General features: G+C 69.0%; 11 protein-coding genes. 4 read left to right on the forward strand and 7 right to left on the reverse strand.

The window, feature by feature from the left end; translation table 11 throughout:
* Positions 1-62: 62 nt before the first annotated feature.
* The 6 genes from JQS43_RS19410 to JQS43_RS19435 are packed head-to-tail and all read right to left on the reverse strand — an operon-like array spanning position 63 to position 6,881.
* On the reverse strand, positions 63-1,385 hold the full coding sequence (locus tag JQS43_RS19410) for an ABC transporter substrate-binding protein (protein WP_239675807.1): 1,323 nt from the start codon (positions 1,383-1,385) through the stop codon (positions 63-65).
* Positions 1,386-1,411: 26 nt separating this feature from the next.
* Positions 1,412-2,515 carry a branched-chain amino acid ABC transporter permease gene (locus JQS43_RS19415; protein ID WP_239675808.1) on the reverse strand — a complete coding sequence of 368 codons (1,104 nt, stop codon included), beginning with the start codon at positions 2,513-2,515 and terminating at the stop codon, positions 1,412-1,414.
* Between the two features lie 4 nt (positions 2,516-2,519).
* On the reverse strand, positions 2,520-3,410 hold the full coding sequence (locus JQS43_RS19420) for a branched-chain amino acid ABC transporter permease (protein WP_239675809.1): 891 nt from the start codon (positions 3,408-3,410) through the stop codon (positions 2,520-2,522).
* Positions 3,407-5,293, reverse strand: a complete 1,887-nt coding sequence (locus JQS43_RS19425) for an AMP-dependent synthetase/ligase (protein WP_239675810.1) — start codon at positions 5,291-5,293, stop codon at positions 3,407-3,409. The genes JQS43_RS19420 and JQS43_RS19425 overlap by 4 nt, the downstream gene beginning before the upstream one ends.
* Complete coding sequence (locus tag JQS43_RS19430) at positions 5,290-6,072, reverse strand: ABC transporter ATP-binding protein (protein WP_239675811.1); 783 nt, start codon at positions 6,070-6,072, stop codon at positions 5,290-5,292. The genes JQS43_RS19425 and JQS43_RS19430 overlap by 4 nt, the downstream gene beginning before the upstream one ends.
* Positions 6,069-6,881: an ABC transporter ATP-binding protein gene (locus JQS43_RS19435; protein ID WP_239675812.1), complete on the reverse strand. Its 813-nt coding sequence runs from the start codon at positions 6,879-6,881 to the stop codon at positions 6,069-6,071. The genes JQS43_RS19430 and JQS43_RS19435 overlap by 4 nt, the downstream gene beginning before the upstream one ends.
* A gap of 178 nt (positions 6,882-7,059) precedes the next feature.
* Here JQS43_RS19435 and JQS43_RS19440 point away from each other — a divergent pair, with 178 nt between their 5' ends.
* Positions 7,060-8,085 (forward strand): phosphotransferase family protein, encoded by a 1,026-nt coding sequence (locus JQS43_RS19440; protein ID WP_239675813.1) that lies wholly within the window; start codon positions 7,060-7,062, stop codon positions 8,083-8,085.
* A gap of 10 nt (positions 8,086-8,095) precedes the next feature.
* Entirely contained in the window at positions 8,096-9,319 is a 1,224-nt protein-coding gene (locus JQS43_RS19445) for an acyl-CoA dehydrogenase family protein (protein ID WP_239675814.1), read from the forward strand.
* A gap of 46 nt (positions 9,320-9,365) precedes the next feature.
* Here the strand turns inward: JQS43_RS19445 and JQS43_RS19450 are convergent, their stop codons facing one another.
* Positions 9,366-10,295, reverse strand: a complete 930-nt coding sequence (locus tag JQS43_RS19450) for a sigma-70 family RNA polymerase sigma factor (protein WP_239675815.1) — start codon at positions 10,293-10,295, stop codon at positions 9,366-9,368.
* Between the two features lie 341 nt (positions 10,296-10,636).
* Between JQS43_RS19450 and JQS43_RS19455 the strand changes: the two genes are divergently transcribed.
* Both JQS43_RS19455 and JQS43_RS19460 read left to right on the forward strand, forming a co-directional pair.
* Positions 10,637-11,320: an SDR family NAD(P)-dependent oxidoreductase gene (locus tag JQS43_RS19455; RefSeq protein WP_239675816.1), complete on the forward strand. Its 684-nt coding sequence runs from the start codon at positions 10,637-10,639 to the stop codon at positions 11,318-11,320.
* 229 nt (positions 11,321-11,549) lie between these two features.
* On the forward strand, positions 11,550-12,353 hold the full coding sequence (locus JQS43_RS19460; RefSeq protein ID WP_239675817.1) for an MHYT domain-containing protein: 804 nt from the start codon (positions 11,550-11,552) through the stop codon (positions 12,351-12,353).
* The last annotated feature ends 69 nt before the right edge of the window (positions 12,354-12,422 follow it).

The raw sequence follows: 12,422 nt of genomic DNA on the forward strand, positions 1-12,422 counted from the left end.
GCTGGTGGGAGCCGGGGCGTCCGGCGGTACCCGGGTGTCGGGCCGCAGCCTGCGGCCCGGGGCTAGTCGAGCAGCTCGTAGCAGGGTTGGGTGAGCTCGAACGACTCGGCGGTCGGGCCAGTGGTCATCTCGACCCCGACCGAGACCCCGGTCGACGACTCCGGATCGACCTGGTTGATCGTGTTCGCCCGCAGCTGACCCTCCGGGCCAGCGGCGTAGTTGCCCGCCTCCGCCGGCAGCATGCCCTCGTAATCCACCGAGGTCAGCGAGGTCGCCGCGGCCCGAACGCCGGCACGGGTCAGATCCCCTTCCGCCATCGCCGCCTCCAGGGCGGCCTTGATCGGGTAGGACCAGATCCAGCCGGAGGTGTAACCATCGTTGATATCGGTCACATCACCCAGCGCCTCCCGCATCGCCTGGTGCCCGGGGGTGTCCCCGTCCCAGCCGTCGACCCAGGGGCCGGTCTGCTCGTAGAGGCCGGCCAACGCCTCCCCGGCCGCGGTCTCCAGCAGGGCCGGGTTCCAGGTCGGGCTGGTGCCGATGTAGCGGGCGGTCAGGAAGCCCTGGGCCGCCGCCCCGCCGACAATCGCCGCCAGCTCGGACGGGCCGGTGGTGACGATGACCAGGTCGGGCTCGCCAGCGAGGATCCGGCCGATCGCCTCCTCCTGGTTGTCCGACCCGGTGGGGGTGGCGACCGAGGTGAACTCCAGCCCGTTGGCTTCGGCGGCGATCATCGCCCCGGCGGCGGCGTCCTCGCCGTAGTCATCCTCGTAGTGCACCGCCATGACATGGTCGACGCCGTGCGCCTCCACCGCGTAGTCGACCGCGTTCATGGACTCGACGCAGTAGTTCGCACCGGACTCCAGGATCAGCTCCTCGAACGCGTAGAGTGAGCTCCAGGCGGCGGGGGCGGCGATGATGTCGCTAGCGTCCATGTCGCTGATGATCGCGTTCGTGGTGGCCGAACCCAAGGTCTGCGCCAGCGCGAGGATGTTCGGCTTGATCTCCTCGTAGTGCCGACTGTGTTCAGTAGGGTTGTACTGGGTGTCCCGCTGATAGCTGGTGACATCGACCTCGAATGCCTGGTCGACGCCGTCGGCGGTAATCCCACCTTCCTCGTTGACCCGCTGCCAGAACGCCTCTTGGGCCGCGGTCAGCGGCACCGCCAGCGGTGCGAATGGCCCGACACTGAGGTCGGACAGGGTGCCCAGGTAGATGCAGCCATTTTCCTCGTCGACCGCGTTCGGGCAGGGGTCGGTGGTGACCCCGACGTCGAACGAAAGACCGTCGATCTCCTCCTGCTCGCCGCCGGCGTCGCCCCGGCAGGCGCCGAGCGCGACCACCAGCGCCATGCCGGCGGCCCCGGCGATGATGAGCCTTCGCATGGTTCCTCCTGACTAATGAAACTCTATCAATATGAGAAGGGGTAGGACTTCCACCAGTTGCGGATGCGAAGCCAGATGCCGAACAGTCCGCGCGGTTCGTACAGCAGGAATCCGATGATCAGCGCTCCATAAAGGAGGTTCTGTAGTTGGAAAATGTTGGGCGTCTGGTTGGACTGGGTGCTGATCACCGGGACCCATCCGCCCAGCCCCTCGGTCATCCGACCGAGCAGCGTGATGAAGAACGCGCCGGCGATCGCACCGGATACTGTGCCGGCGCCACCTACCAGCACCATGGCGATGAACAACACCGACAGGACGAGGTTGAACTCGGTCGGATTGACGTGGCCGGTGATCGCGTAGAGCAGCGCCCCGGCGCAGCCGGCGTAGAACGACGAGACTCCGAACGCGATGGTCTTGTACTTGAACAAGTTGACGCCGATGGTGCCGGCCGCGATGTCCCGGTCCCGGATGGCGTTGAATGCCCGCCCAACCGAGGAACGGGACAGGTTGCGGGCCGCCAGCGCGAAGACCACCAGCAGCCCGAACATCAGCCAGAAGATTTGCTGCTGCTCGGTGAAGAACGCACCGTCCTGGCCGACCGGATAGCCGAAGAGCACCGGTTCGGCGGCGGCGCGGCCGGCCCGGGCACCACCGGTGACGCTGCGCCACTGCTCGAAGAAGTGCTCCCCGACGAAGACCAGGCCGAGTGTGACGATCGCCAGGTAAAGCCCGCGCAGCCGAGTCGCCAGCGGCGCGATCAGCACCCCCACCGCGGCGGCGACCAGACCCGCGGCCGGCAGCCAGATCAGGATCTCACTGATCCCGAACCCCCACAGCCGGGCGTCATCCGGGTCCCCGGAGACCACCGCCGCGGTGTAGCAGCCCACCCCGAGAAAGAATGCGTGGCCCAGCGATACCTGCCCGGCCGAGCCGGTGAGCAGCCCCAGCCCGATCGCGCCGATCGCGAAGACGCAGGCGGTGGAGAGCAACCGAAGGTCTGGATCGGGCAGCAGCAGCGGAGTCGCGACGCCCAGCGCCAGCAACCCCAGCAACAGCGCCCGTTTGGTCCACGAGTCCAGCAGCGACATGTCGCTGCGGTAGGAGGTGTGCAGCAGCGGTCGGGTCAGCACGGGCTCACACTCGCTCTACTTCTCGGGTGCCGAACAGCCCGTACGGGCGGACCACCAGCACGAGCAACATCACCAGCCAGGGCACGATCAGCGAGGCGTTGCTGCCGAGGAAGGCCACGTACGCCGGGTACGCGGCGGCGAGCGCCTGCACCACCCCGATCGCCAGCCCCGCCACCACGGCGCCGACCAGCGAGTCGAGTCCCCCCAAAATGATCACTGGCAGCGCGGTCAATGCGATCAGCCAGAACTGGGGGTCCACGCTGCGGCCGGCCGCGGCGAAGGCCCCGGCGACCGCGGCGAGTCCACCGGCCATCGCCCAGGAGAGCGCGAAGACCATCCCGACGCCGACCCCCTGCGCCAGCGCCACCTCCTGGTCCTCGGCGACCGCGCGCATCGCCAGCCCGATCCGGGTGTAGCGGAAGAACAAGAACAGCGCCGTCACCAGCACCGCCGCGGTGATCACCGCGGCGAGATGTCGCTGCTGCACGGTGAGCGGCCCGAGCGAGGTGTTGGTCAAGCCCCACGGGTCACCGACGTGCCGGACGTTGATCCCGATCCCGGCGTGGGCCACGGTGCGGATCACGATGTCCAGCGCAATGGTGATGATCGCGATCGCGAAGACCGGCCGACCGATCATCGGCCGGATCACCGTCCGCTCCACTCCGAGCGCGAACCCGGCGGTCAGCAAGGCGGCCACCACGACGGCGGCGAAGAATCCGAGCCACGGAATCTGCACCAGGTAGGTGACGAGCACGACGCCGGCGATCATGAAGCCGGGCTGGGCGAAGCTGATCACTCGGCTGGACTTGTAGATGATCACGAACCCGAGCGCGATCAACGCGTAGATGCTGCCCTGACCGAGCCCTCGGAAGACGACCTCCAGCAGGCTGATCATCGGGTGCTCCGGGCCGAGTAGAGCTCCTCGACCAGGTCGGCATAGCGCTCCGCGATCGCCGACCGTCTTACCTTCTGGGTCGCGGTCAGTTCACCATCCTCATGGTCGAGCTCCTTGGGCAACATCCGGAACTGCTTGATCTGCTCGACCGAGGCGAATCGCTGGTTCACCTCGTCCACTGCCGACTGCACCAGCTCGATCACCTCCGGCTTCTCGGACAGGTCCCGGTAGGTGGTGAACTCCAGCCGGCGGCGCTGCGCCCACGCCGCCACCGTGTCGTATTCGATCCCGACCAGCGCGCTCAGGTACGGCCGCCGGTCGCCGATCACCACGACCTCCTTCAGGAACGGCGACGCCTTTAGCGCGTTCTCGATCTCGGAGGGGGCGATGTTCTTACCACCGGCGGTGATGATGATGTCCTTGGCCCGGTCGGTGATCCGGACGTGGGTGCCATCCACCCACTCCCCGAGGTCACCGGTGCGCAGCCAACCGTCAGGGCTGAGCACCTCGGCGGTGGCCGCCGGATCACCGAAGTAGCCGGCGAACACGCCGCCGTGGCGGGTCTGGATCTCACCATCGTCGGCGATCCTCACCTCCACCATGGAGAGCGGTTCGCCGACCGTGCCGAGCTTGACCCGGCCGGGGCGATTCGAACACGCCATCGCCGCGTTCTCGGTCATGCCGTACGCCTCGTACATCGGCACCCCGATGCCCATGAAGAACTTCAACACCTCGGGCGCGATCGGCGCCGCGCCGGAGACCGCGCCCCGCACCCGCCGCATCCCGAGCCGGACCCGCAGCGCCCGGAACCAGCACACCCACCCCACCGCGTAGACCAGCCGGGTCGCCAGCGTGTGCCGCCCACCGGTACGCACCAGGGTGTCGCCGATCCAGTCCGCCACCGACAACGACATCCGGGCGAGCACCCGCTTCGGCAGCACCGCGTTAGCGAGTCGAATCTGCACCCCGGCGAGGATCTTCTCCCAGATCCGGGGTACCGAGAAGAGCAGCGTCGGCTGGATCTCGGCCAGGTTGGTCTGCACGGTCGCGATCGACTCGGCGAAGTTGGCCTGGGTGCCGAGACCGGCGTTGAACCAGGTGGTGAAGACCCGCTCCACCACGTGGCACAGCGGCAGGTAGGACAGCAGCAGGTCGTCCGGATTCGGTGGTGGGTCGGAGAAGCCCGCGCCCGAGGCCTGGGTGTAGATCGCGAACTCGACGTTCGCGATGCTGAGCATGACGCCCTTAGGCGGCCCGGTGGTGCCCGAGGTATAGATCAGCGTGGCGACGTCGTCCGGCGTGGCCCCGGCCATCCGCTCCAGCAACGCATCCGGGTGGGCGGCCTGGTGGGCACGGCCCCGCGCGAGCAGATCATCCCAGGACATCAGCTTGGGGTGCTGGTACCGGCCCCGGATGCCGCGCGGTTCCAGATAGACCAGGTACGCCAGGTCGGGACAGTCGTCCACCACTGCCAGCGCCTTGTCGAGCTGTTCCTGATCCTCGGCGACTAGCAGCTTAGCCCCGGAGTGGGCGAGCAGATACCGGACCTCGGCGAGCGGATTGGTGGGGTAGATCCCGACCGTGGCGCCCCGCACCGAGACTGTGGCGATATCCGCGTAGAGCCACTCCGGACGGTTCTCCGAGTGGATCGCCACCCGGTCGCCCGGTTCGATGCCGAGCGACAGCAGCGCGTGCCCCACCGTCTGCACCGTCTGCCAGTAGCTCTGCCAAGTCACCTCCTGCCAGATGCCAAGGTGTTTGTGGCGCATGGCGACCCGGTCGGGCGCCGACCCCGCCCAGTCCCGGACCCGGGTGGCGAGCGTGGTCACCCCGGCCGGCCGGTCAACGAGGTCGGCGCCCTGCGGCGCGGCCTTGGTTGTCATGACGGTTGCACCTCTCCCAGATACGCCTTGATCACTTCCGGGTCGTGTTGGACCTCCGCCGGCCGACCCGTCGCAACCGCGCGGCCGAAGTCCACCACCAGCACCCGGTCAGCGAGGTCCATGACCAGCCCCATGTCGTGCTCGACCAGGATCATCGGGATGTCGAGCTCTTCCCGGATGTCGAGGATGTACCGGGCCATGTCCTCGGTCTCCTCGACGTTCATGCCCGCCACCGGTTCGTCCAGCAACAGCAACCGGGGCTCCATCGCCAGCGCCCGGCCCAGCTCGACTCGTTTCTGGACCCCGTAGGGAAGCAGCCGCACCGGATACCGGCGCCACTGCTCCAGCTCCAGGAAATCGATGATCTCTTCGACCTTGGCCCGGTTGGCCAACTCCGCCCGGCGGGCGCGGCCCAACCACAGCACCGCCGACAGCGGCCCGTACCGGATGTGGTGATGACGGCCGAGCATCAGATTCTCCAGCACGCTCAAGTTGCCGAACAGTTCGACATTCTGGAAGGTCCGGGCCATCCCCCACCGGGCGATCTGGTGTGGCCGCCGCCCGATCAGCTGCTGTCCGTCGAAGCTGACCCGGCCGGACTGGGGCCGGTAGACCCCGGAGAGCACGTTGAAGATCGAGGTCTTGCCGGCACCGTTCGGACCGATGATCGCGAAGAGCTCCCCCCGCCCGACCGTGAAGCTGATCCCGTCGATCGCCCGCACTCCGGCGAAGGCCAGGTTGACGGCTTCGAACCGGAGGATCGGGTCCGCGTCGCTCATGACAGCCACCGCTTCCGTCGCTTGTAGTGCTTGACATCCCGATACGACTTGCGGTCGACCGCGATCGCCCCCTCCTCACCGTCGGGGGCGCTGGTCAGCCCCAGATAGAACTCCCGGACATCGGCGTCGTCGAGCAGTTGGGCGGCCGGTTTGTCGAGCACCACCTTGCCGGTCTCCAGCACGTACCCGTGGCTCGCGATCGAGAGCGCCATGGTGGCGTTCTGCTCGACCAGCAGCACCGCCGTCCCGTCCCGGTTGATCTCGACGATGAGCTGCCGGATCTGCTCCACCAACCGGGGCGCCAGGCCCAGGCTGGGTTCGTCGAGCAACAGGTAGCGCGGGTCGGCCATCAGCGCCCGTCCCATCGCCAGCATCTGCTGCTCGCCGCCGGAGAGGTAGCCCGCGTGGTCGCGGCGCCGCTTCGCCAGCACCGGAAACAGGTCGTACACCCGCTGGCTGCGGGTTCGGACCTGGCGCGGGTTGGTGTAGCCGCCGATTCGGAGGTTCTCCTCCACGGTGAGCTCGGCGAAGATCCGTCGGCCCTCCATCACCTGCGCCACCCCCCGGCGCACCAGGGCGGCGGGGCGCAGCTGGCCGACCCGCTCGCCGTCCAGCGTGACCGCACCTCGCGCGATCTTGCCGTGGTGGACGTCGAGCAGTCCGGTAAGCGCCCGGAGCAGCGTGCTCTTGCCAGCTCCGTTGCCGCCGAGCAGGGCGACGATCTGCCCTGGTGGAACCGACAGGCTCACGCCGCGGAGCACGAGCATGATGTCGTCGTAGACGACCTCGAGGTTCTGCACCTGCAACATCGCTCGGCTCCCGAGGGGTTGGTGCCGTAAACTAACACCGGTAGTTTAGTAGGTCACACTTGACGGCCACAAGTTACCGGCAAGTTAACCTGCGGTCACCCCCCAAGCAAGGGACCGCACAGGCAAATTTCCGGCCACCCCCGGCCCCGGCCAACCACCGCAGGAGAGGCGGAGAGTGATGACCCCAGCACTACCCGGACTCGATCTGGACCGGCTCGCGGAGTATCTGGCCAGCACCCGGCCGGAGCTCGCCACCGGCCCGCTCACCGGGCAGCTACTGCCCGGCGGCCGTTCCAACCTGACCTACGTCGTCACCGACGGCGCCCAGGAGTGGGTGCTGCGGCGGCCGCCGCTGGGCCACGTCCTCGGCACCGCCCACGACATGGCGAGGGAACACCGAGTGATCTCCGCGCTCGCCGAGACCGAAGTCCCGGTCCCGGAGGCGCTCCTGCTCTGCACCGACCCCGCGGTCCTCGGCGCTCCCTTCTACCTCATGTCCCGGGTCGACGGCGAACCGCTGCGATCCCCGAAGCAGACCGCCGCGCTCACCACCGACCGGGCCACCGGCATCGCCACCGCCATGATGGCGACCCTGGCTGCGCTGCACCGGGTCGACCCCGCTGCGGTAGCGCTCACCGACTTCGGCCGACCCGCCGGCTTCCTCGGCCGGCAGGTCCGCCGATGGTCCACACAGCTCGCCAACTCCCGCAGCCGGGAGGTCGCCGGCATCGACGAACTCGCCGCCCGGCTGGCCGACCCGGTGCCCGACAGCCCGGCACCAGCCATCGTGCATGGCGACTTCCGGCTGGAGAACCTGCTGATCGACGGGGACCGGATCACTGCGGTGCTGGACTGGGAGATGTCCACGCTCGGCGACCCGCTGACCGACCTCGGGCTCCTGCTCGTCTACTGGGAGATCGTGCCGCAACTGCAGAGTCCGCTGCTGCTCGGCGTCGGGCCCGCCCACGGCTTCCCCGCCGGAGCCCAGCTACGCCACTGGTACCAGGCCGCGACCGGCCACGACACCGGCGCCGTCGACTGGTATGTCGCGCTCGGCTGCTTCAAACTCGCCGTAATCCTGGAAGGAATCCACTATCGCTACTGCCACGGCCTGACGGTGGGGGACGGCTTTGACCACATCGGGCCGCTGGTCCCCCCGCTGGTGGGGCACGGCCTCGCCGCGCTCGCCAGCTACGAGAGTTAAGGAGCCGACCATGGAATTCGGCCACGACGAGCAGACCCGCGAACTACTGGCGACGCTGCAGGCCTTCATGGACGAACACATCTACCCGGCCGAACCAATCCTCGCCGACGAACTCGCCGCGAACCCGGAGAGCTGGGACGCGCCCCCGATCATCGCCCGGCTCCAAACTCAGGCGCGGGACCTCGGTCTCTGGAACCTCTTCCTGCCGCACGAGGCCGGCGGCGCACTGACCAATGTGCAGTACGCCCCGATCGCGGAGCTGACCGGCCACAGTCCATCGCTGGCCCCGGCCGCGCTGAACTGCGCCGCTCCCGACACCGGCAACATCGAGCTGCTCGCCCGCTACGGCACCCCGGAGCAGCGCCGACGGTGGTTGGAACCGCTGTTGGCGGGAACGATCCGGTCCGCCTTCTGCATGACCGAACCCCAGGTGGCATCTTCCGACGCCACCAACGTCGCCACCCGGATCACCCGGGACGGCGATGAGTGGGTGATCACCGGCGAGAAGTGGTTCGCCACCGGCGCGATGAGCTCCCAATGCGCCTTCTTCATCGTCATGGGCAAGACCGACCCCGCCGCCGACCGGCACCGGCAGCAGTCGATGGTGCTGGTCCCCCGCGACACGCCGGGCGTCACGATCCGGCGCGGCCTGTCGGTGCTGGGCTTCGCGGACCGCTCCCACGGCGGCCACGCCGAAATCTCGTTCCAGGCGGCGCGGGTACCCGCCGACCACGTGATCGGCGGGGTCGGCGAAGGCTTCGCGATCGCCCAGGCGCGGCTGGGGCCGGGCCGCATCCACCACTGCATGCGACAGCTGGGCGCGGCCGAACGGGCACTGGCGCTGCTCTGCGCCCGTGCGGTGGATCGGGTCAGCTTCGGCCGGCCGCTGGCCGACCAGGGCATGGTGCAGGACTGGATCGCCGAAGCCCGGGTCACCATCGAACAGCTCCGGCTGCTGGTGCTGCGGGCCGCCTGGGTGATCGATCAGCACGGCAACCGGGCCGCCCATCGCGACGTGCAGGCGATCAAGATCGCCGTACCCCGGGCGGTCGAATGGATCATCGACAAGGCGATCCAGACCTACGGCGCCGCCGGCCTCAGCCAAGACACCCCGCTCGGCATGCTGTGGGCAAATGCCCGCTCGCTCCGGCTGGCCGATGGCCCGGACGAGGTGCACAAGGCGTCACTGGCGCGGCAGGAACTCCGCCGCTACCGAGCCTCTGGCCGATCATGATCGGCCAGAGGCCGGGAGCCGCTCATGATCGGCCAAGGGCTCGGGATCAGGCGGTCTGCAGCCCTTCCGCCCGGGCCAGCTCCCGCAGCCGGCCCAGCGCCTGGATCTCCAGCTGCCGGATCCGCTCCCGAGAGAGCGAGAACCGGGATGCGACCTCGGTAAGCGAGTGCTCCCGGCCGTCCTCCAGGCCGTAGCGCGCCCGCATAATGCCGGCGGAGCGGTCGTCGAGGTGGTTGAGCAGGCTCTCGATCCGCTGCCGCTCCAGCCCGGAGAGGACGACCTCTTCCGGGGAGGGCTCATCCGAGTCGGCCACCAGGTCACCCAGGTTGGTGTCGCCGTCGTCGCCGACCGGGGTGTCCAGCGACACCGTGTCCTGCGACCACCGCTTCAGCTCGTTGACCCGCTCCACGGTCACCCCGAGCGCGTCCGCCACCTGCTCCGGTTGCGGGTCCGCGCCCATCTCCCGGGTCAGTTGCCGGACCACGTTGCGCATCCGGTTGACATCCTCCACCAGGTGCACCGGCAGCCGGACGGTCCGCTCCTGCTGGGCGATCGCCCGCGAAATTGCCTGCCGGATCCACCAGGTGGCGTAGGTCGAGAACTTATAGCCGCGCTCGTAGTCGAACTTCTCCACCGCCCGGACCAGTCCGGTGTTGCCCTCCTGGATCAGGTCCAGCATCGGCATCCCGGAGCGGACGTACCGGCGGGCGATGGAGACGACAAGCCGCAGGTTGGCACGGATGAACAGGTCTTTTGCCCGGTCCCCTTCCGCCACCAACTGCACCAGCTCACTGCGCTGCACACCAGCCGGGATCTCCCCCTCGGCGAGCAGGTTGGCCGCGTACAGGCCGGCCTCGATCGCCTTCGAGAGATCAACCTCTTTGGCCGCGTCGAGCAGCGGCGTCCGGGAGATCTCGTGCAGGTAGACTCCGACCAAGTCGCGTTCTTCAGCGACCTCGTCGGTGCGAATCGTCATCGTCTCCACGCTGTCTCCTCCCCCGTTGTCAGCGGTGCTGGCCATCTACACAACGGATGACGCCCCGACATGATTCCTCGTTGCCGCCCGAATGAAACGAAAGTTCGCGGCAAGACTGTCACGCCGGCCTGGATGCCGGCTGAGAGCTGCCCGGCTCGAGGCGATAAGCCCTGTTTCACGTCGTTGTCGGGTCGGGGCCAGACCCGAATCCACCACGATCATCCCACCATCCAACCGCCGTAACCGCAGTGACCGGGATCACTAACGCTCTGCGACCCTGATCACTCCGGACAGGCCCCGCTGGGCCCCGCCGGAGACCGGACAACGCTACCGTGATCGGCATGACTCGGGCGACAGCATTGATCACCGGCGCCAGCGGCGGCCTCGGCGCCGCCGTCAGCGCACACTTCCTGGCCCAGGGCTGGCGGGTGGTCGCCCCGGTCCGGCCGGGTACCGCCCCGGCCCGGATTCCCGACGGGGTTTCGATGGCCGCGGCCGACCTCACCGACCCGGACGCCGTCGGCGCGACGGTCGAGCTCGCCACCGCCGCCCGTACCGCCCCGCTGCGGGCCGTGGTGAACCTGGTCGGCGGATTCCAGGCCGGGCGGCGGGTCCACGAGACGCCGCTCGCTGATTTCGAAGCCATGCTCACCTTGAATCTGCGCCCGACCTACCTGGTCACCGCCGCCGCCCTGCCACACCTCGTAACCACCGGCGCGGGGGCCGTAGTGTGCGTCTCCGCCCAAGCCGCGACGCGCCCGTTCACCGGTGCCGCCGGCTACGTCACCGCCAAGGCGGCGGTGCTGGCCTTCGCCAACGCGGTCGCGGTGGAGTACCAACCGGCCGGGGTTCGCAGCAACACCGTCCTGCCCGGGGTGATCGACACCCCCGGCAACCGGCGCGCTATGCCGGACGCCGACCGGTCCGGTTGGGTGGCGCCGGCCGACCTGGCCCGGGTCATCCACTTTCTCGCCAGTGACGAATCCGCGCCCACCACCGGAGCAGCGCTGCCGGTGACCGTCTGACCACCTCGTACCGGACCACGCCGCACCCCGGACCACGCCGTACCCCGGAGCACGCCACAGCGCGACCACGCCACCCTGCTGCGTACCCGGTCGGGGGTACGCAACCGTGAACAAGATCACCTAGATCTTGATAGCGGACAATATGTGCGACGGGCTGTCCAACTCCCATGCCGGAATATGTGCCATGGTCGAGGTGCACCACTTTGCATACGGTTGGTTCAACCCCGTCATGGCGTTCAGTATCGCCTTCCTCGGGTCGCTGCTAGGACTCGGCTGTACCGCCCGGGCGCGCGACGCCGGCAGTGCCCGCCGCCGCGCCCGGTGGCTCGCGCTCGGCGCGATCTCCATCGGCGGGGCGGGGATCTGGCTGATGCACTTCATGGCGATGCTCGGGTTCGACGTGCCCGCAGGCGAGGTTCGCTACGACCCCGGACTTACCGCCCTGAGCATGGTGATCGCGGTGGTGACCGTCGGTATAGGACTGTTTGTCGTCGGGATGGGCCGGCGGACCGTCCCCCGGCTGATCTTCGGTGGCGTCCTCACCGGCGTCGGTGTGGTGTCGATGCACTACACCGGGATGGCCGCGATGCGGCTCCCCGGCGAGGTGCACTACGACGCGAACCTGGTGGCGGCCTCGGTCGCGATCGCGGTCGTGGCCGCCACCGTGGCGCTGTGGTTCGCGGTCTCGGTACGGCGGGGCGCCCACCTCGCCGCGGCGGCGTTGCTGATGGCGGTGGCGATCGCCGGCATGCACTACACCGGCATGGCCGCCGTACACGTAGAGCTGACCGACCCGCTCGCCGAGGTTTCCGGGATGACCTCGATGCTGCTGATCGTCCCGATGACGGTGCTGGCGGCCGGGACCCTGCTGGCGACCGCGTTCAACGCCCTACAGGCGATGACCGAGGAGGAGTTGGACGCGCCGCTGCCCCCACCGGAGCCGGCAGCGGACTCTGCGGCCACCGGCGGCGGCCCGCCGGCTCCCGGCTTCCCGCCGCCGGGCTGGCGGCGCGGGTCGGCCGGCCCACGTTGATCCGGCCGCCGGCGCGGGCCCGCCGCTGGTGGCTGCTGACCTGACAGGTCCGGCCGCAGTAGCGGGGCA

Origin of the sequence: Natronosporangium hydrolyticum (genome assembly GCF_016925615.1) — a bacterium.
In the GTDB taxonomy this organism is placed as follows: Bacteria; Actinomycetota; Actinomycetes; order Mycobacteriales; family Micromonosporaceae; genus Natronosporangium; species Natronosporangium hydrolyticum.